Origin of the sequence: Synechococcus sp. H55.7 (assembly GCF_047462395.1) — a bacterium.
Lineage (GTDB): Bacteria > Cyanobacteriota > Cyanobacteriia > Thermostichales > Thermostichaceae > Thermostichus.
In genome coordinates this window covers 88,119-109,471 of sequence record NZ_JANSJD010000004.1, presented here as the reverse complement: position 1 = coordinate 109,471, position 21,353 = coordinate 88,119, and the positions used below count along the sequence as shown (strand labels likewise).

General features: G+C 60.4%; 23 protein-coding genes and 1 pseudogene. 12 read left to right on the top strand and 12 right to left on the bottom strand.

Annotated features, from left to right (window positions below):
- Nucleotides 1–118: 118 nt before the first annotated feature.
- Nucleotides 119–439 carry an RNA recognition motif domain-containing protein gene (locus NW851_RS03065; protein WP_414335402.1) on the top strand — a complete coding sequence of 107 codons (321 nt, stop codon included), beginning with the start codon at nucleotides 119–121 and terminating at the stop codon, nucleotides 437–439.
- A 148-nt stretch (nucleotides 440–587) separates the two neighbouring features.
- On the opposite strand, the gene cobN is transcribed toward NW851_RS03065, so the two are convergent.
- From cobN to NW851_RS03045, 4 genes and pseudogenes are all read right to left on the bottom strand, one after another.
- Nucleotides 588–2,798, bottom strand: coding sequence for a cobaltochelatase subunit CobN (gene cobN / locus NW851_RS03060; RefSeq protein ID WP_414336995.1), 2,211 nt, complete (start codon nucleotides 2,796–2,798; stop codon nucleotides 588–590).
- 312 nt (nucleotides 2,799–3,110) lie between these two features.
- Nucleotides 3,111–4,112: an SBBP repeat-containing protein gene (locus NW851_RS03055; protein ID WP_414337038.1), complete on the bottom strand. Its 1,002-nt coding sequence runs from the start codon at nucleotides 4,110–4,112 to the stop codon at nucleotides 3,111–3,113.
- Nucleotides 4,113–4,124: 12 nt separating this feature from the next.
- Nucleotides 4,125–4,298, bottom strand: a pseudogene (locus NW851_RS03050) (SBBP repeat-containing protein); the annotation flags it as partial.
- 102 nt (nucleotides 4,299–4,400) lie between these two features.
- Nucleotides 4,401–5,165, bottom strand: coding sequence for a gamma-glutamyl-gamma-aminobutyrate hydrolase family protein (locus tag NW851_RS03045; protein WP_414335407.1), 765 nt, complete (start codon nucleotides 5,163–5,165; stop codon nucleotides 4,401–4,403).
- Between the two features lie 199 nt (nucleotides 5,166–5,364).
- On the opposite strand from NW851_RS03045, the gene NW851_RS03040 reads away from it, so the two are divergent.
- Nucleotides 5,365–6,825 carry a circularly permuted type 2 ATP-grasp protein gene (locus NW851_RS03040; protein WP_414335409.1) on the top strand — a complete coding sequence of 487 codons (1,461 nt, stop codon included), beginning with the start codon at nucleotides 5,365–5,367 and terminating at the stop codon, nucleotides 6,823–6,825.
- A gap of 9 nt (nucleotides 6,826–6,834) precedes the next feature.
- On the opposite strand, the gene NW851_RS03035 is transcribed toward NW851_RS03040, so the two are convergent.
- From NW851_RS03035 to NW851_RS03015, 5 genes are all read right to left on the bottom strand, one after another.
- Complete coding sequence (locus NW851_RS03035) at nucleotides 6,835–7,386, bottom strand: gamma carbonic anhydrase family protein (protein WP_414335411.1); 552 nt, start codon at nucleotides 7,384–7,386, stop codon at nucleotides 6,835–6,837.
- Between the two features lie 329 nt (nucleotides 7,387–7,715).
- Nucleotides 7,716–8,711: an alpha-E domain-containing protein gene (locus NW851_RS03030; RefSeq protein WP_414335413.1), complete on the bottom strand. Its 996-nt coding sequence runs from the start codon at nucleotides 8,709–8,711 to the stop codon at nucleotides 7,716–7,718.
- Nucleotides 8,705–10,537 (bottom strand): hypothetical protein, encoded by a 1,833-nt coding sequence (locus NW851_RS03025; RefSeq protein WP_414336993.1) that lies wholly within the window; start codon nucleotides 10,535–10,537, stop codon nucleotides 8,705–8,707. Before NW851_RS03025 ends, NW851_RS03030 begins: the two co-directional genes overlap by 7 nt.
- A 1-nt stretch (nucleotide 10,538) precedes the next feature.
- Nucleotides 10,539–11,048: a cyclic pyranopterin monophosphate synthase MoaC gene (gene moaC, locus NW851_RS03020; RefSeq protein ID WP_414336992.1), complete on the bottom strand. Its 510-nt coding sequence runs from the start codon at nucleotides 11,046–11,048 to the stop codon at nucleotides 10,539–10,541.
- 105 nt (nucleotides 11,049–11,153) lie between these two features.
- On the bottom strand, nucleotides 11,154–11,645 hold the full coding sequence (locus NW851_RS03015; RefSeq protein WP_414335419.1) for a Tic20 family protein: 492 nt from the start codon (nucleotides 11,643–11,645) through the stop codon (nucleotides 11,154–11,156).
- A 309-nt stretch (nucleotides 11,646–11,954) separates the two neighbouring features.
- On the opposite strand from NW851_RS03015, the gene NW851_RS03010 reads away from it, so the two are divergent.
- Together NW851_RS03010 and NW851_RS03005 are read left to right on the top strand one after the other, a co-directional pair.
- Complete coding sequence (locus NW851_RS03010) at nucleotides 11,955–12,422, top strand: hypothetical protein (protein ID WP_414335420.1); 468 nt, start codon at nucleotides 11,955–11,957, stop codon at nucleotides 12,420–12,422.
- A gap of 234 nt (nucleotides 12,423–12,656) precedes the next feature.
- Nucleotides 12,657–13,091 (top strand): hypothetical protein, encoded by a 435-nt coding sequence (locus NW851_RS03005; protein ID WP_414335422.1) that lies wholly within the window; start codon nucleotides 12,657–12,659, stop codon nucleotides 13,089–13,091.
- A 15-nt stretch (nucleotides 13,092–13,106) separates the two neighbouring features.
- Here NW851_RS03005 and NW851_RS03000 read toward each other — a convergent pair whose 3' ends face one another.
- Nucleotides 13,107–13,241 carry a hypothetical protein gene (locus tag NW851_RS03000; protein WP_414336990.1) on the bottom strand — a complete coding sequence of 45 codons (135 nt, stop codon included), beginning with the start codon at nucleotides 13,239–13,241 and terminating at the stop codon, nucleotides 13,107–13,109.
- Between the two features lie 161 nt (nucleotides 13,242–13,402).
- Between NW851_RS03000 and NW851_RS02995 the strand changes: the two genes are divergently transcribed.
- Nucleotides 13,403–13,879, top strand: coding sequence for an ABC transporter permease subunit (locus NW851_RS02995; protein WP_414335424.1), 477 nt, complete (start codon nucleotides 13,403–13,405; stop codon nucleotides 13,877–13,879).
- A 62-nt stretch (nucleotides 13,880–13,941) separates the two neighbouring features.
- On the opposite strand, the gene NW851_RS02990 is transcribed toward NW851_RS02995, so the two are convergent.
- Nucleotides 13,942–14,460, bottom strand: coding sequence for a MarR family winged helix-turn-helix transcriptional regulator (locus NW851_RS02990; protein ID WP_414335425.1), 519 nt, complete (start codon nucleotides 14,458–14,460; stop codon nucleotides 13,942–13,944).
- Between the two features lie 556 nt (nucleotides 14,461–15,016).
- Here NW851_RS02990 and NW851_RS02985 point away from each other — a divergent pair.
- Genes NW851_RS02985 through NW851_RS02955 form a run of 7 tightly spaced genes read left to right on the top strand, consistent with a single transcriptional unit; the run spans nucleotide 15,017 to nucleotide 18,962 of the window.
- A complete protein-coding gene (locus NW851_RS02985; RefSeq protein WP_414335437.1) occupies nucleotides 15,017–15,379 on the top strand; it encodes a cation:proton antiporter subunit C in 363 nt (120 codons plus the stop codon).
- Nucleotides 15,372–16,835, top strand: a complete 1,464-nt coding sequence (locus NW851_RS02980; RefSeq protein WP_414336988.1) for a cation:proton antiporter — start codon at nucleotides 15,372–15,374, stop codon at nucleotides 16,833–16,835. The genes NW851_RS02985 and NW851_RS02980 overlap by 8 nt, the downstream gene beginning before the upstream one ends.
- Nucleotides 16,819–17,223, top strand: a complete 405-nt coding sequence (locus NW851_RS02975) for a Na+/H+ antiporter subunit E (RefSeq protein WP_414335429.1) — start codon at nucleotides 16,819–16,821, stop codon at nucleotides 17,221–17,223. The genes NW851_RS02980 and NW851_RS02975 overlap by 17 nt, the downstream gene beginning before the upstream one ends.
- Nucleotides 17,220–17,471 (top strand): hypothetical protein, encoded by a 252-nt coding sequence (locus NW851_RS02970; protein ID WP_011430584.1) that lies wholly within the window; start codon nucleotides 17,220–17,222, stop codon nucleotides 17,469–17,471. The genes NW851_RS02975 and NW851_RS02970 overlap by 4 nt, the downstream gene beginning before the upstream one ends.
- A gap of 22 nt (nucleotides 17,472–17,493) precedes the next feature.
- Complete coding sequence (locus tag NW851_RS02965; RefSeq protein ID WP_414335431.1) at nucleotides 17,494–17,775, top strand: monovalent cation/H(+) antiporter subunit G; 282 nt, start codon at nucleotides 17,494–17,496, stop codon at nucleotides 17,773–17,775.
- Between the two features lie 9 nt (nucleotides 17,776–17,784).
- Nucleotides 17,785–18,306 carry a DUF4040 domain-containing protein gene (locus tag NW851_RS02960; RefSeq protein WP_414335433.1) on the top strand — a complete coding sequence of 174 codons (522 nt, stop codon included), beginning with the start codon at nucleotides 17,785–17,787 and terminating at the stop codon, nucleotides 18,304–18,306.
- On the top strand, nucleotides 18,303–18,962 hold the full coding sequence (locus tag NW851_RS02955; protein ID WP_414336986.1) for a Na(+)/H(+) antiporter subunit B: 660 nt from the start codon (nucleotides 18,303–18,305) through the stop codon (nucleotides 18,960–18,962). The genes NW851_RS02960 and NW851_RS02955 overlap by 4 nt, the downstream gene beginning before the upstream one ends.
- Nucleotides 18,963–19,115: 153 nt before the next feature.
- Here NW851_RS02955 and psaB read toward each other — a convergent pair whose 3' ends face one another.
- Nucleotides 19,116–21,350, bottom strand: a complete 2,235-nt coding sequence (psaB, locus tag NW851_RS02950; RefSeq protein WP_414336984.1) for a photosystem I core protein PsaB — start codon at nucleotides 21,348–21,350, stop codon at nucleotides 19,116–19,118.
- Between the last annotated feature and the right edge of the window lie 3 nt (nucleotides 21,351–21,353).

Here is a 21,353-nt window from a genome sequence, read left to right as displayed (position 1 = left end):
GATAAATGTCGGTTGTAGCGTTCGGTTCTTCTGGTCTTGACGGGTTTTCACGTTTTGTATTGGCAGACGGCTCTCCGAATATCTCGCCCTTTGTTCCTCTCTCTTTCGGAGATCGTCGATGTCGATTTATGTAGGCAACCTTTCCTTTAAGGTGACAGAAGCGGATTTGACCGCTGTTTTTGCCGAGTACGGTTCTGTGAAGCGGGTGCAGATCCCCACCGACCGGGAGACGGGTCGCATCCGCGGTTTTGGGTTTGTGGAAATGAGTTCTGAGGCCGAAGAGCAGGCTGCTATTGCCGCTCTGGATGGCGCAGAATGGATGGGCCGCGACCTCAAGGTCAACAAGGCTCGTCCGCGGGAAGAACGCCCCACCTCAGGCTTCCGCTCTGGTAACGCCAACGGCGGCGAGCGGCGGCGCAACTTCCAATCTCGCTATTAGAACGCCTGCTGAGGCTTCTCGGTTTGAGTTTGCCCCTCACCCCCGGCCCCTCTCCCAGAGCGTCCCTCACCCCCGTCCCCTCTCCCTGAGGGAGAGGGGGGCTAGGGATTGAGGCGGCGAGCTTTCCCTTGCAATTCGGTAGCGACTTTTAGGCCGGCGGTTTGTCCGGCCAGGGATCCGTGAGGTCGGCAGCTAGGGGATCCCAGTCCCAACCCCAGTCGCGGGCGATGGCCTGCGTAAGGCCCAACTGGCCAGAGCCCGGGTAGCGGGCCAGGGCTAGCAGGAGATCCACCAGTTGCTCGCCAGTGGGGGTGCGGCCAAAGATGTGCAGTCCATCTCGGATCTGGGATTCCTTGAGCTCGCAGAGGTAGCCATCGAGGCGGCCCCAGTCTTCTTCCTTATCCAGGTTGAACTGCAAGTCGATGTGCTCTCGGCAGGCAAGCTCCTGGATCTGGGCGCGGATCAGCGGGCAGCGCCCAGGATCCATCTGCTGGGCCTCGTAGTACTCGTCCATCAGCCGCTCCAGTTCCGCCAAGGGCCCGTAGAGCTCGGCGCGGGTTAAGGGCGGGGTGAGGTGGTCGAGGATGACAGCCTGAGCCCGCCGCTTGGCCTGGGATCCCTCGCCAGGATCGTTGACGATGAAGGGGTAGAAGTGGGGCAGAGGCCCCAAGGCTATTTCTGGGTAGCAGGTGGCTGAAAGGGCGGATCCCTTGCCAGGCAGCCACTCTAGGTTGCCGTGCTTGCCCACATGCACCACCGCCTGCACGCCAAACGCTTGCCGCAGCCACAGGTAAAAGGCGAGGTACTCGTGGGGCGGCGCCAGATCCGGGGCATGGTAGTTCAAAGCAGGATCCTGGTCGTAGCCCCGCGGCGGCTGGAGGCCGACAAAAACATGCTCCAACTGCAGGCCGACAATGGGGATGTCGTGGGCGGGCGGATCCCCCCACTGCCGCACTAGATTGTCCTGGACGGCGGCGGGCAACTGGGCAAACCACTCCCGGTAGAGGGCAGCCGGCAGCACCTGCCGCGCCGGGCGTAGGGATCCCAGCGGATCATAGGTTTGGCCCTGGGTTAGCCAGCGGATGAGCTCATCTCCGCTCTGGGGCAGTGGACAGGCGCGGTAGTCGGCTTGCGCCAGGGCCTTGAGGATCTCGACGCAGCTTGCCGGTGTATCCAACCCTACCCCATTGGCCAGCCGTCCATCCCGGCTGGGGTAGTTGGCCAAAATCAAGGCTAGACGGCGCTGGTTGGCAGGAGTGCGCCGCAGCTTTACCCAGTTGGCCGCCAGCTCGGCCACAAACGCCACCCGATCCGGCACAGCCTCATAGGCCATGATCTCCGTCTGCAGGCGGGGATCCCACTGTTGAACCGTCTTGAACGAGATGGCGCGGCTGAGGATGCGGCCGTCCACCTCCGGCAGCACCACGTTCATGGCCAGATCCCGCGCCCCCAAGCCCCGAGTGGAGTTCTCCCAGCGCTCCCGCGACCCACTGCTCAAGACCACCTGCACAACCGGCACATCCAGCTCCTGCCAGAGGCGGACATCGGGCTGCTCGCTCTCCAGGCGGGCCAGGGAAAAGCTGGTGGTGTTCAACAAAAGTTCAATTTGGCCGCCGAAGTGCTCCCGGATGGCCTGCGGCAAGTCCGGTTCCTGCAGGCCATAGGTGTACAGACACAGCGGCTGCAACCCCCGCTCCTGCAGGGCGTTGGCCAGGGCATCTATTGGCTGCGTATTCCCCGCCAAAACATGGGCCCGGTAGAGCAGGATCCCTACCTTGGGGGCCTGGGGATCCCTGAGGGGGGATAGGGGGGGATGGTAGATCCCCAGCCGGGGCAGCACCTGCGGCTCTGGCACGGCGTACTCCTGTCCCAGAAACTCCCTGGCCAAGAATTTCAAGCAAGCCGCCACATTGGCTGCCCCTCCTTCCAGCCAGTACTGCCACACCCGGTCTGCCACTGTCAGGGGCACGGTGGAGTGGCTAACCAAATCCCAATCGGGGCGGTCATCCCCAGGGATCACAATCAGGGTGGCTCCCGCTGCTGCCGCTACCTCTTTGGCCACCTCCAGACCATAGCTCCAGTAGGCCCTTCCCCCCAACAGGCGCAGGAGCACCACCTGAGCTTGCCGCAACACCTTCTCGGCGTAGTCGTCGATGCTGAGAGGCTGTTGCAACTGCAAGAGGTTAGCCGCCCGCACCGCCGGGAAATCAGCCGGCACCAAGCGCATGGCTGCGCTCAAGGCTGTCAGATCCGTGTCGGCTGCCGACAGGACAACGATGGGCGCAGGATCCTGCTCCAGGAAAATGACCCCACCTTGGGAAGGATCCCATCCCCCCGGCAAAGCAGCTATCCGGTGCATAGAGCCAGCGCCAGGCGCCCCGCCATCTCCTTGAGACTACACAGAAGGATAGCTTGGTAGCCCCGCACTTGCGTGGGGAGCGGAAAAGCTCGTAATTGCCAAGGGTATACTTGCCGAAAAGGCGTACCGTTCCCAGGCCAGCAGCTAATCACGGTGAAAAAAACCGACTGGTGCAGGCGTCCGAGACGCGAGAGGACGCCGTCCTGCTGACGCGAGCAGGGCTTTTCCTGAGGGGACTGTCTAGAGGCGTCTTGACAGCGCCTGTTTGAACTACGTGAGAACCCTACGCCTTGAGGCGGTGGGGGTGTCAATCTAACGGCCGTACTTGAGCACAAAGACATCTTTCAGACCAGCATGGGGCTCTCCGGCGAGGGATCCCCAGGTTACACCTACCACCCCGAGGGTGCCCTCTTGGTCTAGCGCCATGGCCTGGATCCAGTCGAAGTCGGCGCTGCCGAACTGGTGGCGCCAGAGCTCGCCGCCGTTGGTATCGTAGAGGCGGACAAAGGCATCGCTGCGACTTGCAGGGATCCCCTGGGTGGATCCTGCCACCCAGACCCTTCCGAGCCTATCCACGGCAATGGCCAGAGGGCGCTCCCCTTGCGCGCCGTCCCATTGGCGGCTCCAGAGCTCGTTGCCGTAGGGATCATACTGCCGCACAAAGACACTGTACCCCTGGAGCAAGGCCTGGCCAGCAGGAGCCTCTTGGGTATAGCCCGCCACCCAAACATTTCCCTCCTCTCCCACAGCGATGGCAAGAGTGCCGTCGCCCCCTTTGTTGGAAAACTGGCGCAGCCAAACCTGGTTGCCGCTGGGATCATACTGGCCGACAAAGCCGCCAGCCCTTGTGCGGTCGCGGACGAATCCGGCTATCCAGAGATTTCCTGCCCCATCGGCGGCCAGGGCAGTGACCTGGGCCCCTAGCTCGCGGACCCAGAGCGGTTTGCCGTCAGCGTTGTATTGGCGCACAAAGCTCTTGCCTCCGCTATTCCCGGTTACCCAGACATTGCCCTTGCCATCCACGGCAATGGCAGTGACCTGGTCAGGCTCAGCACCGCCCAACTGCTGCGTCCAGAGCTCCCGACCCTGGGGATCGTGCTTACGCAGGAAGATGTCTTTTGCGCCGGCATTGCTGTAGCCAGGGAAAGCGCCGTAGGTCACTCCTGCCACCCAGGTGTTCCCTCTCCTGTCCACTGCCACCGCCACAACTTCGTCTAAAGCAGGGGTGCCCAACTGCCGTGTCCAGAGCTCTCGGCCCCAGGCATTGTACTTGCGCAAGAAACCATCGCCACCCCCTGCCGAGCTTTGGCCCAAAAAGCTTCCCTCCGTTACCCCCGCCACCCAAATATTTCCCTTTCCATCAATTGCGATGGCGCGAGCCTCGTCAGAGGAAGGGGTGCCAAACTGGCGCAGCCAAGGGCTGGGACTACAGCCAAAACCTAAACCGAAAAAAGCTAAGACACCCAGAACTGCTCTAGCCAGTGCCTGTCTCCTGCTCATAGGCCCTCTTTTGGGGGCACTGGGCAAAGCATAGCAAGGGCTCTCCCCTGGCTATCGCGAGGGATAAGCCCCCGCCTCTTCTCCAGCAGCAGCACAGGATCCCTAGGCAACCTGAGGCATTGCTTCAGGGCTGGCCAGGCGCGGCGAAAACTGCAGCGCTGCCTGCACAAAGGCCTGAAACAGGCGAAAATGCTCAGCCTCTTCAAAGGTGAACTCGGGGTGCCACTGCACGGCAATGGCCCAGGGATGGGTTTCGTGCTCGATGGCCTCGATGAGCTCGTCGGGAGAACAGGCAGCCAAACGCCAGCCCGCCGGCACCCCCCAAACAGCCTGGTGGTGCCAAGAGACTACGGAGATTGCGTCGACGCCGACAATTTGCTGCAGGCGGGTGGAGCGGATGAGGCTGACGCTGTGGCGAACGGGCTTGCGATCGGCGGGGTTGAAATGATCCAGCTCGTCGTACACGTCGGGCACATGGGGGATCAGCTTGCCGCCGCTGACCACGTTCAGCAACTGCATCCCTCGACAAATGCCCAAGACCGGGATCCCTTGCGCCAGCGCGGCTGCCGCCAAGGCCATCTCAAAGCGATCCCGCTCGGCGCTGACGTGACGCACCTGGGGATGTTGGGGATCCTCTCCGTAGGTGCTGGGGCAAAGGTCGCCGCCTCCTGTCAACACCAGCCCATCTACCGCAGCCAGCAGCGCTTGTGGCTCACTTTCGCCTGGGGGAAAAAGAACGGGGATCCCGCCAGCAGCGCGAAGGGCATCCACATAGCGGCCCGGCGCCACAAAATCTCCCTGGCCGTTGCGGCTGGGGGTAGTAACGCCGATGAGGGGCCGATTTACAAAAGAGGGTGTCCGGTTCATTCCTCTACACTACATTGACAACAAAGCTGAGAAAGTACCGCTCGCCACCATAAACCTTGACAACTCTGGCTGACTGGGGGCAACCGGTATACCCCCTGTCCTAACTTCCACCACGATAACCGTAAAAGTAGCCGGAAGCACACTAGGCAAATCCAGAGCCGCCCACAGTAAAACAGGGTAGGGTTCGAGGGATCCCGACGTGCGTTTTGATACTTATGACCCAGGTGAAGGTTTTTACGATGAGCTGTTTGTGGGGCGCGGTCGGCCTCGCCCTGAGGCGATCCCGCTGATTGAGCGCCTGCATTCGCTGGGAGAAGGAGAGCTGCAGCAGCGGCAAGCGGCGGCCCAGGCAGCCCTCTTTCAGATGGGGGTAACCTTCAACGTCTATGGCGACAGCCAGGGCACGGAGCGGATTTTCCCCTTCGACATCATTCCCCGCATCGTCTCAGCCTCTGAGTGGCAGCGGCTGGAGCAGGGCCTGAAGCAGCGCATCCATGCCCTGAACCTGTTTATCGACGACGTCTATCACGACCAGAAGATCCTCAAGGATGGGGTGATCCCTGCTGAGCTGGTCGAGACGGCCAAAGGATTCCTGCGGCCTTGTATTGGGCTCAACCCGCCGGGGAGAATTTGGTGCCACGTCACCGGCACCGACCTGGTGCGGGATCGGGACGGGACTTGGTACGTGCTGGAAGACAACCTGCGCTGCCCCTCGGGCATTTCCTATGTGCTGGAAAACCGGCGGGTGATGAAAAGCACCTTTCCCTCGCTGTTTAACACGATGGGGATCCGCCCGGTGGACGACTACCCCAGCCACTTGTTGGATACCCTCCTCAATCTGACGCCGCCGCACCTGGCCAACCCGACAGTGGTGGTGCTCACCCCCGGCATCTACAACTCCGCCTACTTCGAGCATTCTTTTCTGGCCCAGCAGATGGGGGTGGAGCTGGTGGAAGGACGGGATTTGGTGGTGGCCGATGGCTATTTGCAGATGCGCACCACCAAGGGCCTGCAACGGGTGGATGTAATCTACCGCCGCATCGACGATGACTTCATCGATCCGCTGGTCTTTCGCCCCGATTCCCTCTTGGGGGTACCCGGCCTGTTTGAGGTCTATCGCTCGGGTCGGCTGGCAATTGCCAATGCCTTGGGGACAGGAGTGGCAGACGATAAGGTCATCTACGCCTATGTGCCCCAGATGATCCGCTACTACCTGGGAGAAGAAGCGATTTTGCCCAATGTGCCCACCTACTTGTGTTGGGATCCCAAGGATCAAGCTTATGTGCTGGAGAACCTGGACAAGTTGGTGGTGAAGGCGGCCAATGAGTCGGGCGGCTACGGCATGCTGATGGGACCGCGGGCCACACCGGAGGAGCGGGCCGCTTTTGCCGAGAAAATCCGCGCCCAGCCCCGCAACTACATCGCCCAGCCCGTTGTGTGTCTTTCCCGCGTGCCCACCCTCGTGGATTGGGGAGAGGGGCTGAGGCTGGAGCCCTGCCATGTGGATCTGCGGCCCTACATCCTCTACGGCAAAGAGATCTACGTTCATCCCGGCGGCCTAACCCGCGTGGCCCTCAAAAAGGGATCCCTAGTGGTCAACTCCTCCCAAGGGGGCGGCAGCAAAGATACCTGGGTGCTCTGCGGGGATCCCCGCTGCTGAAGGGTAGGCTTAGGCCGGAGCAGCAGGGCCCGGCCATCTGGCGAAACGACGGGCGTGTTGCAGCGCCAAATCCACATAGTGCTCGGCGTGGCGGCGCAACTGCTCCACCTCTTGGTCTGTCAGGGTGCGGATGACCTTGGCCGGGATCCCGACTGCCAAAGAGCGGGGCGGCAGCGAGCGGGTGACCACCGCTCCAGCCCCGACCATGCTGCCCGCCCCGATGGTGACTCCGTTGAGGATGACGGCCCCAATCCCCACCAGGGATCCCGCCTCGATGTGGGCGCTGTGGATGACGGCCCGATGGCCGACGGTGACCTCCTCGCCGATGCAGGTCGGCTGCTCCGGATCCCCGTGCAGGATCGCCCCGTCTTGAATGTTGCTGCGGCGGCCAATCACAATCGGCGACAGATCCCCTCGCAAAATGGCCCCGTACCAGATGCTCACCCCTTCCGAGAGCTGCACATCACCAATCAGCGTGGCATTGGCGGCCACAAAGGCTGCCTGGTCGATCCCTCGCGGCTGCTGCTCCAACCCCACTCTCCAACCAGCAACAACTTCCATCAATCCTACCGCCAGTAACGGTGCGGCAATTCCCGGCCTCCCCAGTGCTCTGCACCGCCTTTGCCCCGGCAGCTGACCAGATGCAAGCATACAACAGCCGTGAAAGAGATTAACCCCCCTCTCCCTTTGGGAGAGGGGCCGGGGGTGGTCGCGTGAGCGGCGCGGAGCGCTTGGGCTATCTCTTTGGGAGAGGGGCCGGGGGTGGTCGCGTGAGCGGCGCGGAGCGCTCGGGCTATCTCTTTGGGAGAGGGGCCGGGGGTGGTCGCGTGAGCGGCGCGGAGCGCTTGGGCTATCCCTTTGGGAGAGGGGCCGGGGGTGAGGGGTTTCGGCTAAGCTTGGCGCTGCAGGAGCAGAGGGGGGTCAGCCGTCTGCAAAGGGCGAATGGCAAAGAAACTTTCGTAGATGCAATCGCCAACGTAATTCATTTGCAATTGCAACTTGTCGAGAAATTCGTGTAAGCCCTGCTCCATAATATCGTCAATGGTGAGATAATCCAGCTCAGAGCGCAGCCGTCCCAAAGCCCGCTCACTGGGATCCCGCCAAGTATCAGCAGGGGTTCCAGTAATCTGGTGTAGGGAGCGATCGGCGTGAATGAGACAAAACTGAATGGAGCGGGGAAATTGCCGATCCAAAATCAGGAAAGAGGCCACCTCTCTAGGGTTAATGCGGTGTTGGCGGCTGTATTTTCGATACATTTCATAAGCGCTGGCCGACTTTAGGAGAGCAATCCACTGCAATTCATCCAGGGGCGTGCCCACATCCTGTACAGAAGGCAGCAAAATAAAATACTTAACATCCAGAATGCGAGCCGTTTTGTCGGCCCGTTCCAAAAGGCGGCCGATTTGTCCAAAGTGCCACCCCTCCCCGTGGGTCATGGTGGCATCCATCACCCCAGCAAAGAGATGGCTGGCCAGCTTGACTTCCGTGAAGAAATCGTGGAGCTGGCTCAGATGCGGCCACTGTTGAGCAGCTTCCTTCACCATTAAGTAGAAGCGATTCACCCGCTCCCACATTTCCGAAGAAATGATCTCCCGCACAGAGCGGGCATTTTCCCGTGCCAGCCGCAAGCAGGAAAAAATCGAGTTGGGATAATCCCTATCAAAAGCCAGAAACTGGATCACCGTTTCCTGGGTCGCCTGGCCGTAGCGCTGGTAAAACAGCTCCTGATCCCCAGTGGTGGAGATGATGGGATCCCATTGCTGAGCTGTGCCACTAGGTGAGTCGAGGATGAGGTTTAGGTTGACATCGATAAAACGGGCAATGTTCTCGGCCCGCTCCACGTAGCGGTTGAGCCAGTAGATGGAATCGGCCACGCGACTCAACATGGTGTTGCCTCCTCTGTTGTCCTCAACCCCAACAGACGGAGCAGCCGCCGCAACTCCACCAGCAGCACTCCTGCCACGCCGGTCAGGATCCAGCCCAGCCAGTCCGCCGCCGTGCCCAAGTAGCGCACCTCCACGCGGTGCTCCCCCGGCGGGATCCGCACTTGCAACAGCCCTGGCTCGTTGTATTCAGCAGCTCTGAACCGTCCATCAATTTGTACCCGCCAGGCGGGGTAGTAAAACGTGCGCAAGACTACAGCTTGCTCCTGACCGGTGGGGTTAAGCGCCCGAAAGCGACGGTAGCCGTAGCGCCACTCTTCCACCTGGAGCCGCGCCGCCGGATCCTCTACCTCGCCTTGCCACTGCAGCAGCGGATCCACCTGTGGGGGCGGCATGGGCAGCGTCGCCTGGCGGGGCCGGTATTCCAGCGCATCCACCAGCGCCAGCCCATCGGGAAAGCGCCAGTGCATGTGCAAGAAAGCAATGCCCGGCCGCTCTTGGGGCTCGTTGGGGAACTGCTTGGCTGCAGCGAGTTCTTGAAAAGTTTGGACAAGCGGCGGATCAAAGCCGGCTTTGGACACCAGTTGCAAGCCCTGCCAGGTTTGGACTGCCATGGCCAGGCCGAGCCCCACCAGCAAAGGGAGCCGCCAGCGCTTGTGCCCCCATCCCCACCCAGCTAGAGATCCCACTAGCCAAGGCACGGTTACCGCCGTTACCGCCATCCAGCGCCAGGAGAACTGAATCCGCCGCAGGGGCAAAACCCACTCGTAGAGCCAAGCCAGCAGATCCGTCATCATCAGCAGCGCCACCAGGCTGGCTCCCAAGCTGTAGAGCAGGGTGGCTCTGGCAAGAGATTCGGCAGCACCACTTTCCTGGCAGGAGAAACTCCTCCCCGACCGGCGGGCCAGCCAAAAAACCAGGATCCCAACTCCTCCCAGAACCGCCGCCATCCAAACCCAGTACCCCACCAGGTTGCTCTCAAACCAGTGCTCTGTCCAGCGCGGCTGCAGCTGCATGAGCCCGCTCACCATCAGGCGATGGTGGGGCGTATACTCCTCGGTAAAGTTGACAAAATCCACCTGGACATGCCGCTGATCCCAAAAGGCTGGCAGCAGATAAAACGCCGTCCACCCCAGCCCCAGCCCAAACCCCAGGTAGCAGCGCCCCACCCTGGGCCAGAAGGGATCCCTTCGCCCCAACACCCAAGGCAGAGGCAGCCAAATCAGGGTAAACACCAGCAAGGTGGGCAGGTGGGACAGCGCCAGCAGGCCGTAGCTCAGGGCCAAAGCCGCAACCGGCCAAAGGGCCTGCAACCGGCAGATCGTCTGCAGCGAGGCCCAGAAAATCCAGGGGGAGACGGCAATGGCCCACACTTCCCCTATGGCTCCCCGTTGGTAGATATCCACCAGCCAATAGGGGCCGGCCATGCTCAGCAGGGCCAAGACCAGCGCCAAAGCCCAAGGAAGCACCTGCCGCAGCAGAAGGTACAGCCCCAGCCCCAAGACCGCCATCGCTAGGCCCATGCTGGCCACCAAAGAGCCGAGCATGTCCAGCCCCAGGGCTCGAAAGGGCAAAGTGGCCACCATACACAGGGGCGGATAGAAGGCAAAGGTGGGGTTGCCATAGCCAAAGTTGGAATACTCCAGCCAGCGGGGGTAAAACTGCCCGCCGAAAAACTGGCGCTGATACTGGAAGGCCCAATTGAGATTGAAGTGGGTGGAATGGGTGATGGGGTAGCCCCGCTGCAGCATTGGCCAGAGCAGTGCCAGCACCCCGGCCAGCAGCGCGATCCCAATAAGCCCTCCCGGTTGGTGCAACCTCTTCAACATCTCACTGGGACGGGCTATTCTGATCGAACCCAGAAGGCCCGGAACTTCCCCCATACTTGCACAACAGGCGGATATTCTCGATCACCATCGCCTTTTCCAAGGCCTTGGCCATGTCGTACAGGGTGAGGGCAGCCACTGCAACCGCCGTCAAAGCCTCCATCTCCACTCCGGTCTGAGCTGTGGTTTTTGCCGTAGCGGTGATCAGAAAGCCGGGCAGGTGGGGATCCGGATCCAGATCCACGGTGATGCTGGTCAAGGGGAGAGGATGACACAGCGGGATCAGATCGGCAGTGCACTTGGCGGCCATGATCCCGGCCAGCCGAGCCGCTTCCACCACATTCCCTTTGGGCCCTTGACCGGCCAAAATGGCCTCTAAAGTCCTTTCTGACATGCGTACCTGCCCTTGGGCAGTGGCCAAATGGGCAGCCAGGGGCTTGTGTCCCACTTCCACCCTCTGTACCCGACCGGAAGCGTCCAGGTGGGTGAGGGTTGGGCCAACATCAGAGGTCAAATCCGACGGCACCCCAGCCTCCTGCAATCCTTGAAAGCTGCAACAGCCGGCTCAGGCTCCAGTGAAGTCGTCAAATCAGCAACCAAGCCCTCAACTTGAGAACTGTTAGTAGCGAATCCAAGCATAGGCGGCATCGGAGAGCACCGGCACCTCGGCATAGTGACCGCGCACGTTCTGCACCCAAGCATAAAGGGTGACAGCGATTACCCCAAGCAGGGCAGTGGTGGCCAAAATGCTGACAAGCGCCGCCAAACCAAGGCTGCCAAAGAGCATAGCGAACACCTGCATCAACACTTGCACCAAAAACAGGGCAATGTTGAGCAGCAGCGCCTGCATCGTGTTGAAGCGAACAAAATGGGCGACGCGGCCGTTGCGGATTACGAAAAAGAGTAGGGCAAAAAACAGCCCCATGCCCAGCCAGCCCGTGGCCAGAGGCAGCAAACGCAGCAGCGGACTAAAAATGGGGATCAAACCTGGCAGAGATTGAAACAAACCAGAGGGCACAAAGCCGAAGGGCAGAGCCGATACCAACGGCAAAAGGTAGGGAAGGGATCCCCAGAGCCGATCGATGGGAGTGATGTTGCCGCGCCAGGTCATAATCCGTCGATCCCCTTAGTGCAGTGGCCATTGAAGCAAGTTTGCCGGTCGGTGCGCTCTCGGAATCCCTAGATGGGAAGAAGAAAGCGACACCCGAGCTTTGGGCCTATTGTAGTCGATGGATTTTGGCGACTCAACACGCTCGACCGCAAGCCGGCCTCAGCTTTCGAGTGAGCAGAACAAATAATTATTGAGTGGGCAAGTGTTCACGGTGAGCATCCTCCTTCATCCGGGCTGGTATAATCGCTGGCAATTCCTTTCTCCATCACCGGTCTTTTGGGTTCTTTAAGTCTTTTTTCGGCTTCGACCATGAAGATTTCCTCCTTTCCTGTTGCCCGCCTTGTGGGAGCTTTCCTCTGGCAAGCTTGGTCTGGTCTCATCGGCTTTTTCAACGACCGCCTGCTGCCGGAGCGCTTCCACGTTCGTCCTGAGACTTTGCCGGAGGGGCTGGCCCAGCTTTGGGCCCGTTACCTGTGCTACCGGCAAGCTTCTCGTCCAGGGGCAATCCAGTTTCGCGGCTTGACGGTGGAGCCTGGACGGGATCTGCGCTCGGCTCGTCTTGAAGCTCGTCCGGTCCGCTACCGCGGCTGCCCTGTGGAGACGGTTGCCCGCTGCGGGGATCCCTCTCCTGCCGGCCAACTTCTCACTGAAAAAGCTTTTGTGCCTCCCTACTGGAGACTGCTCAATACATTGCGCTTGAAGTTGAGCCTGGCCGATATCGATCGCTATTCGGTCACCCCGGCTCTGCAGCGGGTTTACCGTGGCCAAGTGTTCTAGCGGTTTATCTCCCTACGGGTGGCTGACCCCACGGTTGAGGCGCTGCCGCTGGTAGATGTTGGGTTGACCAGCTTGTTTCTCCTGAGCAGCGGGGGGAGGAGCTCCAGATACCCGCCACCTTTAGCTAAAAGCCGCAGGAGCCCCGCTCCCTACCGCCTAGCGGTCGGAGTTGGGTAGTTTACAAGTCCTTGAGCTGCAAACAAAAAGGCTCTGAAAGACCAAGAAAAAGCTAAGGTGGTGCGGCAACGCGCCCGCATCGCGAACAGCCGGGGAGATTTTCTGCACCACCTTAGGACTCGATGGGTGCGTGAAAGCCGAGCCATCGAGGTGGAAGAGCAGGCGGTCGGCAATGGGCAGGCATCCCAAGCGGGCTCAATCCATGTTTTTCGGTCGATGCTCGAGCCAATTTTAATCGGGTTGAGCGCTGTGCTCTGGGGCGGTCTCTGGGGCTACGCCACGCTGCTGATCGTGTTGGTGAACTTCAAGGAGCAGGGATCGGTTTACGCCTACCCCATGCAAGTGGTGTTGGATCGCTTTGTGGAATCTTTGGGGCTGGACTGGCTCAAAGCTTTGCATGCCATGCAACTGAAGCCGCTGCGCCAGATCAGCTATGCCCTGTTTGGCGCTGTCACCTTAGGGGTGGTCTGGATGCTTTGGGTGTTGGGGTGAGGCAATGAACGCTGCTCAACTGGTCGCCATTCTCTCTACTGCCATTGCCACCGCCACACCGTTGGTTTTCGCCAGTGTAGGAGAAACCATCACCGAGCGAGCAGGGGTGATCAATCTCTCCGCAGAGGGGACGATCATGCTGGCTGCCATGGTTGGGTTCGCCGTGGCCAAGCTGACGGGAAGCCTGGTGTTGGGCTTTTGGGCTGCCGCTGCTGGGGCCACTTCTGTTCCGAAGGGATCTGCTGCTGTATGCCAGCTATGCGCTGATTGGGGGAACTTGGTTCTTTTTTTATCGCACCCGGCCTGGCCTGATGCTGCGGGCCATGGGAGAACAGCCGGCAGCAGCCTTTGCCCGTGGCACCGATGTCATTTTCTGGCGCTATGTCTACACCCTCGTGGGAGGATCCCTGCTGGGCTTGGCAGGAGCCGCTTTTTCGCTGGATTTCAAGGCCGGCTGGAGCCACCGACACACAGCAGGTTACGGCTGGATTGCTTTGGCCATCGTCATCTTCGGCGGCTGGAACCCCTTACGGGTGGCCTTGGGGGCCTACCTGTTCGGCATTTTGCAGTCCTTTGCCGGGGTTGCCCAGACCACCATCCGCGCCGTGCCCGCCCAAGTTTTTACGGTGGCTCCCTTTGTGTTGATGATTTTGGTGTTGGTGTTCACCTCCGGGGAATGGTGGGAGTACGGTCTGCGCGGGATCCCACCTCGGCTGCGGCGCTGGATTCAGCAGGCGGCGCGAGCCACTCCGCCGGCAGCCCTGGGACAGCCATTTGAACAAGGCTAGAGACCCGGCTCGGGGAGTCTCTGGTCAACCGGCTCAATTAAGAGAAAATCTAAGGGTGCATCCTAGAAAATAGCGTGCAGCTTTTTGAGACAGGCCTGGATCTCCGCCAGCTCGGAGGGATCCAACTTTTGGAAGCGCTCTTTCAAGTAGGCGATGTGGGCCGGAAAAATTTCCTCAAACAGTTTCTCCCCCGCCTCTGTCAGCACGACCCTGAAGCAGCGGCGGTTCTCTGGCGGCACTTGCCGGCGCACCAGCCCCTTCTGTTCCAGACGATCCACAATGCCGGTCAGTGTCCCTTTGGTAACCAGGGTTTTTTGGGCCAAGACATTCATGGTCATGCCGGGAGTGTTGCCGAGGGTCACCAACACATCAAATTGGGGGGCGGTCAGCCCCATTTGCCGAATGTGAACCCCGGCATAATTTTCAAAGGCTTGGTAGGCCCGCACCAGATCCCGCACCACCCCCAAAAAAGGCTCACGGGCCGCCAGAATTGTTCGCGTCGACGGGACGGAGGAGTCTTCAGGCTTGCGAACCTCGCTTTCCGGAACGTCAGGCAGGGCAGGGTCGACAGGAGTGGGCATAGTTGAAGATCGCTGAAGGGGACTCACCCCCAGAGGAAAGTCTCGGCTCCATGATAGCCGACTGTAGTATAGTTCTAACGCAAATTAACGATGCTTCCGGCAGCAGCTCCAACCGTATCCGCATCCAGGGGCAGGACTGAGCCAGGGTGGAGGCTTTTCCGGCGGGGAGGGTCTCGACGACCTGTCGCTCACAAGGGAGCTGCTGCTGCAGAACCCGGAACTTCGTCCCACCAGCATAAGTAAAAACAGCCTAAACTGCGAGCAGCCCCCATTGATTCTGACTTTGCTATGAGAGGTGTATGACCAGGATCCCACCAAGCCCCAGAGCTGACCGGCAGTTGGCTCAAGCTGCCTACCTGGATCTGCAACTCTTTCGACTTCGGGATCCGGCCTTGTTGGGGAGATTGAGATCCCGGCAGGGTTGCAACCTGCCACAGACTGTCTGGCACCGGCCCTCTAGCTGCTGCGACCGCGGAAGCTGGATACTGATCGCGTAAGCGGGACGAAATGAACGACTTAGCAACCGGATGGCTCGAGCGCAGCAAGCGAGGTGCCCATGTTAAATGCCGCCATCACCCTCACGATCTTCCTTGGCTTTTGGGGAGTCGTGGTCAAGCGCAATCTCATTATGAAGATCCTGGCCATGGATGTCATGAGCACCGGGGTCATCGCCTTCTTCGTGATCTGGGCCGCCCGCAGCGGTGTGTTCACCCCTATCTACAAGCCCTGGCGCGAGCTGGACTATGCCGACCCCGTACCTCAGGGGATCATTCTCACGGCCATCGTCATCGGTCTGTCGGTACAAGCCCTGATGTTGGTGGGGGTGATGAAGTTGTCCCGCAACCATCCCACCCTCGAAGTGGAGAGCATCGAACAGGCGGTCGCGTCAGCGGGGCGGAGCACTTTTACCGATGACTGAGCTGACGCTAGTCTGGGTGGCGCTACCCTTTTTGTTTGCCTTTGCCACCTACTTGATGCCCGCCTTGACCCGTCCCAGCTTGGTGGGGATGGCCGCGCTGACGGTGACCTATGCAGTGTACCAGGGGGGGTTGCCGGGAACAACTGCGGCGCCGTTAGAGCTTCAGTTGCTGGATCACTTCGGGGTGACGCTGCGGATCGACGCCAACGCAGCAGCCATGCTCTTGGCCCATGGACTGATAACGCTGGGGGTGGCGCTGTATCTGGATCGGCGCTTTGTGGGCAGCCGCTTTCTGGCCATGCAGTTGCTGATCGTCCACGGCAGCGCCAACGCTGTCGTCATCAGCGCCGACCTGATCAGTGTCTATGTTGCCCTAGAGGTGCTCAGCATTGGTGTGTTTTTGCTGCTCACCTACGGGCGCCGGGCTGAGTCCCAGCCGACGGCAGGGGATCATCGCGACCGCCAGCTTTGGGTGGGGCTGCGCTACCTGTTCATGAGCAATGTGGCCATGCTCTTCTACTTGATGGGCGCAATCCTGGTCTACGTGCGCACCGGATCCCTGGCGATGAGCAGCTTGGCCATGGCTACCCCCACGGCTTTGGCGCTGATTGCCGTGGGTCTTTTGGCCAAGGGGGCGGTCTTCGTCGCCGGCCTGTGGCTGCCCCTCACCTACATCACCGCGGATCCCGTTATCGCGGCGGTGCTCAGCGGCTTTACGACCAAAGCAGGTGCCATGGCCTTGGTGCACTGCAGCGAGGCTTCGCCGGCCTTGGCCCAGGGGTTGTCCTACTTGAGCGCCGGCTCAGCCGTTTTTGGGATCCTCCTGGCTTTGATGGCCAGCACGCCCCAGCGCCTTTTGGCCTGGAGCTCGGTCTCGCAGATGGGATTTGTAATTGCCGCCCCTCAGTGGGCAGGTTTGTACGGCCTGGCCCATGGGTTGGCAAAGCCTCTGTTGTTTGTGGGGACGGCGATAACGAGTCGCTGGCGCTGGCCGATGTTGATCTTGGGGGCGGCCTCTCTGGCAGGGGTGCCCGGCAGTTTGGGGTATGCAGCCAAGGCCCTCACCTTGTCGGCTCTGGATCCCTGGCACGAGTGGCTGCTGGTTGGGGTTACCATCGGCACCACCTGTGTGGCTGTGCGAGTGCTGCGGTCATCTCCTTCTCAAATCAGCGGGAACATCCCCTCCAGTTGGCAAGACCAGGCGGCCTTGGCCCTTTGGGGCGGCGGCTTGCTCTGGGGCTGGCTGCCGGCGGCCTACGACGTCGATAATCTCCTTAAGGCACTGCTCAGCTTGGGTGCCGGGATCCCCCTGGGCTGGTTTTGGGAGCGGATCCCTTGGCAGAGAAGGTCGGTGAATGAGGGGCTGGAGGCTGTGGTGGGCGGCTTGAGTGTGGTGTTGGTGTTGGTGTTGGTTTGGGTTTTGTTAGCTGGGTGGAATTATGGGACGCTACCCTGAGTTGGGCTTACTGGAAATTGGCCTGCGGCTTTTGATTTGGTTCCTGCTGACGGGCAATCTGAGCTGGGACAATGTGGCCATCGGGGTGGCGGCGACGCTGCTGCTGCCTCGTCAGGCCTCTGCGCCGGTGCGGTGGCGGGATTGGGGACGGGTGCTCAAGGAGATTGTTTTCGCCGTTCCGAAAGCTTACTGGGAGGCCTTTGAGATGATCCTCAGGCCCCACACCGTAGAGGAGGTTGTATACAAACAAACTCTCCCCAATCGTTCGGCGGGGCTGGTGTTTCTCGATATCTTTTTGATTACTTTTACGCCCAAAACCATTGTGCTCAATTGCGATGCCCAAGGCACCTACGAGGTGCATCTGCTCAAACCACGGGAGGAGGCGTGAACCTACTGCTGTTTCTGCTGACTTTGACCCTATGCCTGCCGCTGTATGCCGCCTGGCTGAAGGAGGATATTTGGCAGACGATGCTGGCTTTTGCCAGCTTATCCACCAAGACGGCCATCCTGGTTTTGGTGGTATCCGTGGTGCGGGATGACTGGATGATCGGGATCGTGGGGGTCTTGATTTTGTCGGTGGGTAACGCGGCCCTGATGCTGCTGGCCCACGTGCTCAAGCGCTTGGAAATGCTCTAAAGATATTCTTAGTCTGGGGAATATGGAAATCTTAATGGAAGCTCTCAGCTATCTTCTGTTTGGGATCGGGGTGCTGTTTTGGCTGTGGGGAACGGCGCCGCTCCTTGGGGATCGCTCGATTTTGTTTAAGCTGCACGGCCTTTCGGTGTCCGACACCCTGGGATCCATGAGCATCATACTGGGGCTGTTGCTGCGGATCCCAAGGGAGTGGCCTCTGCTGGTGTTGGCGCTGATTTCCTTGGCCATTTGGAACACCATCTTGGGCTATGTGCTGGCGTTTTGCTCGCAGCGCAAGTCCCTATAGGAGGACAGGATGGAAGAGACCTTGTTGCTGGTGATCGCCCTGCTGCTGCCCTTGACGGCAGGCTTGGTGGTGACCCAGACCAATCCCTATCATGCCTTGGTGATGCGCGGCATTCTGGGATCCATCGCTGCTCTGATCTATGCCTTGTTTGGGGCGGCGGATGTGGCGCTCACCGAGGCGCTGGTGGGCACCATGCTTTCCATTACGCTCTATGCCATCGCGGTGCGTTCCTCGTTGAGTATGCGCTTGGGCGTTCTCGAAGGCAGTCCTGTGTTGGAGGCCGGTACCTCAGCAGCACAGCAGTTGTTACAGCAGATGCGCCAAGCACTACAGCGGTACCACATGCGTTTGGAGTTGGCCGTCTATGGGAGTTCAGAGGCCTTGTTGGCTGCCCTTCACAGCCGAGAGGTGCACACCATTGCCCTTGAGCCCGATGAGGAGGTGGCAGAGTATCGCTTGGTAACGCGCGTGCCCCGCCTGCAGGCCATCTTGGCGCAACAAGCCCTGCTTTCTGAGGTCTTCTTGCCATGAGGTGGTTGTATGGGGTGGCGGTGCTGCTGGCAGCATTGCAGCTCGTGGTCGCCGATGCAGGAGCTGTTTTGCCTGCTGTTGAACCTGTATCGACTCTAGCCGGAGAAAGCGGCGTGCCCAATACGGTGACAGGTTTGATCTTGCGCAACCGCCTTTACGACACGGTTTTCGAAGTAGTTGTATTTTCCGCGGCAATTCTGGGCGCGCAATACCTGCTGGCGGATGAGCGACCGACGGCCAATGTAGCTCAATTTACCGACATTCCCTCGATCGTGCTGGCGCGGGTGGGGGCCACCATTTCTGCCCTGATTGGGGTGGAGCTGGCCATTCGGGGTCACCTGACGCCGGGTGGGGGGTTTGCCGCCGGCGTGGCGGGAGGAACGGCAATTGGCTTGGTGGCGATCACCGCCTCTTCGACCTGGATGGAGGCCATCTACAAGCGGTGGCAAGCCGCGATGTGGGAGAAGCTGTCGGTGGTGACGTTTATCGGCGTGGCTGTCATCGCCCTGGCCGGTTGGGAGCTGCCCAAGGGCGAGCTGGGATCCCTTTTCAGCGGTGGCTGGATCCCGATTCTCAATATTTTGGTGGCGATCAAGGTGGCGCTGGGATCCTGGGCGGCAATCTTAATTTTTATTCGCTACCGCGGCTTGCTATAAGAGGGGTTGATGAGAGACACCCCTGTCCCGTCACCGACATTGCAGATGAGGATCCAATGTGCCCCACAAGCCTTCCCCCTCTACCAAGACGCAAAAAAAGGGATCCCCTAGCCAAGGGATCCCTTCCAGTTAGTAGTTAGTTATTCAACTTCGCTAGCCAGACTGGGAGGCTGTCGAGGCGATAACAAAGGCCGCGTAGGTCAGTACGTAACCCACCGTGAAGTGGGCCAGACCCACCAACCGACCCTGCACAATCGACATAGCCACCGGCTTATCTTTCCAGCGGATCAGCTTGGCCAAGGGGGTGCGCTCGTGCGCCCAGACCAGGGTCTCGATCAGCTCTTGCCAGTAGCCGCGCCAGGAGATCAAGAACATGAACCCAGTCGCCCAGACCAAGTGGCCGAACAGGAACATCCAGGCCCAAACCGCCAGGTTATTCATTCCGTAGGGGTTGTAGCCGTTGATCAACTGAGCCGAGTTGGCCCAGAGATAATCCCGCAGCCAGCCCATCAGGTAGGTGGAGTTCTCGTTGAACTGGGCGGTGTTGCCGCTCCAGATCCCCAGGTGCTTCCAGTGCCAGTAGAAGGTCACCCAGCCAATGGTGTTCAGCATCCAGAACATGGCCAGGTAGAAGGCATCCCAGGCGGAGATGTCGCAGGTGCCGCCCCGACCCGGCCCGTCGCAGGGGAAGCTGTAGCCGAAGTCTTTTTTGTCCGGCATCAGCTTAGAGCCGCGGGCATCCAACGCCCCTTTGACCAGGATCAACGTCGTGGTGTGCAGGCCGAGAGCAATGGCGTGGTGCACCAGGAAGTCGCCAGGGCCAATGGGCAGGAAGAGGAACCCATTGGGGTCATTGATGGCTTGCAGCCAGCCGGGCAGCCACACGTTGCCGTAGTTGGGCCAAGCCGTAGAGGCGATGCTATCCGGGTTGGACAACAGCACGTCCATGCCGTAGATCATCTTGCCGTGGGAAGCTTGAATGAACTGAGCAAACACCGGCTCGATCAGGATCTGCTTCTCCGGCGTGCCAAAGGCTTGCATGACATCGTTGTGGACGTACAGCCCCAGCGTGTGGAAGCCCAAGAACAGCGATACCCAGCTCAGGTGGGAGATGATCGCCTCCTTGTGATCCAGCACCCGCGCCAGCACGTTGTTCTTGTTGGCTTCGGGATCGTAGTCCCGCACCAGGAAGATGGCCCCATGGGCAAAAGCCCCCACCATCAAGAACCCAGCAATGTACTGGTGATGGGTGTAGAGAGCCGCCTCCGTGGTGTGATCCATGGACATGAACACGTAGGGGTTGAGGGCGTACATGTGCTGCGCCACCAGCGAGGTCACCACTCCCAAAGAAGCCAGCGCCAACGCCAACTGGAAGTGCAGGGAGTTGTTGACCGTGTCGTAGAGGCCCTTGTGCCCTTCGCCCAACAGGCCCCCGAAGGGAGTGCCCTTGGGCGGGTTGTGGGCGCCCAGGATCTCGCGGATGCTGTGGCCGATACCCCAGTTGGTGCGGTACATGTGGCCAGCGACGATGAAGATGACCGCAATGGCCAGGTGGTGGTGGGCCATGTCCGTCAGCCACAGGGACTGCGTGTTGGGGTTAAAGCCGCCCAAGAAGGTGAGGATGGCCGTGCCCGCCCCTTCTGCCGTGCCCCAGACGTGGTTGGCTGTATCTGGGTTCTGGGCATACACCCCCCAGTTAAGGGTGAAGAAGGGCTTCAGTCCCGCCGGGTGGGGCAGCGTGGTGAGGAAGTTGTCCCAGCCCACGTGCTGACCGCGCGACTCGGGGATGGCCACGTGCACCAGGTGGCCCGTCCAGGCCAGCGAGCTGACGCCGAACAAGCCGGCCAGGTGGTGGTTGAGGCGGGCTTCAGCGTTCTTGAACCAGCTCAGGCTGGGCCGGAAGCGGGGCTGCAGGTGCAGCCAGCCGGCAAACAGGAACACCGCCGCCAACAACAGCAGGCCGATGGCACCGGTGTAGAGATCGCCGTTGGTGCGCAGGCCGATGGTGTTGAACCAGTAGTAGAGACCGGAGTAGGCCGCGTTGACAGGGCCACCGCCTCCAGGTTGGGTGAAGGCTTCCACCGCCGCCTTGCCGAACTGGGGATCCCAGATAGCGTGGGCGATGGGGGTGACGCCGGTGGGGTTGGCCACCCATTGCTCGTAGTTGCCTTGCCAGGCGATGTGGAAGACGTTGCCCGAGGCCCACAGGAAGATGATCGCCAGATGGCCGAAGTGGGTGGCAAACAGCTTTTGGTAAAGCCGCTCCTCCGTCATGCCATCGTGGGTCTCGAAGTCATGGGCGGTGGCAATGCCATACCACAGACGTCGAGTGGTGGGATCACTGGCCAGGTCTTGGCTGAATTGCGGAAAACGAGTTGCAGTTGTCATGAT

Coding starts and splice junctions, on each gene's coding strand:
- psaB (WP_414336984.1), bottom strand. CDS start 21,350: ATGACAACTGCAACTCGTTTTCCGCAATTCAGCCAAGACCTGGCCAGT.
- NW851_RS03010 (WP_414335420.1), top strand. CDS start 11,955: ATGAAGATTTCCTCCTTTCCTGTTGCCCGCCTTGTGGGAGCTTTCCTC.
- NW851_RS02955 (WP_414336986.1), top strand. CDS start 18,303: ATGAGGTGGTTGTATGGGGTGGCGGTGCTGCTGGCAGCATTGCAGCTC.
- NW851_RS02990 (WP_414335425.1), bottom strand. CDS start 14,460: ATGCCCACTCCTGTCGACCCTGCCCTGCCTGACGTTCCGGAAAGCGAG.
- NW851_RS02985 (WP_414335437.1), top strand. CDS start 15,017: ATGTTAAATGCCGCCATCACCCTCACGATCTTCCTTGGCTTTTGGGGA.
- NW851_RS03035 (WP_414335411.1), bottom strand. CDS start 7,386: ATGGAAGTTGTTGCTGGTTGGAGAGTGGGGTTGGAGCAGCAGCCGCGA.
- NW851_RS03025 (WP_414336993.1), bottom strand. CDS start 10,537: ATGTTGAAGAGGTTGCACCAACCGGGAGGGCTTATTGGGATCGCGCTG.
- NW851_RS03015 (WP_414335419.1), bottom strand. CDS start 11,645: ATGACCTGGCGCGGCAACATCACTCCCATCGATCGGCTCTGGGGATCC.
- NW851_RS03000 (WP_414336990.1), bottom strand. CDS start 13,241: ATGGCAGCCAGCATGATCGTCCCCTCTGCGGAGAGATTGATCACCCCT.
- NW851_RS03030 (WP_414335413.1), bottom strand. CDS start 8,711: ATGTTGAGTCGCGTGGCCGATTCCATCTACTGGCTCAACCGCTACGTG.
- cobN (WP_414336995.1), bottom strand. CDS start 2,798: ATGCACCGGATAGCTGCTTTGCCGGGGGGATGGGATCCTTCCCAAGGT.
- NW851_RS02995 (WP_414335424.1), top strand. CDS start 13,403: ATGCTGCGGGCCATGGGAGAACAGCCGGCAGCAGCCTTTGCCCGTGGC.
- NW851_RS03045 (WP_414335407.1), bottom strand. CDS start 5,165: ATGAACCGGACACCCTCTTTTGTAAATCGGCCCCTCATCGGCGTTACT.
- NW851_RS02980 (WP_414336988.1), top strand. CDS start 15,372: ATGACTGAGCTGACGCTAGTCTGGGTGGCGCTACCCTTTTTGTTTGCC.
- NW851_RS03065 (WP_414335402.1), top strand. CDS start 119: ATGTCGATTTATGTAGGCAACCTTTCCTTTAAGGTGACAGAAGCGGAT.
- NW851_RS02960 (WP_414335433.1), top strand. CDS start 17,785: ATGGAAGAGACCTTGTTGCTGGTGATCGCCCTGCTGCTGCCCTTGACG.
- NW851_RS02975 (WP_414335429.1), top strand. CDS start 16,819: ATGGGACGCTACCCTGAGTTGGGCTTACTGGAAATTGGCCTGCGGCTT.
- NW851_RS02965 (WP_414335431.1), top strand. CDS start 17,494: ATGGAAATCTTAATGGAAGCTCTCAGCTATCTTCTGTTTGGGATCGGG.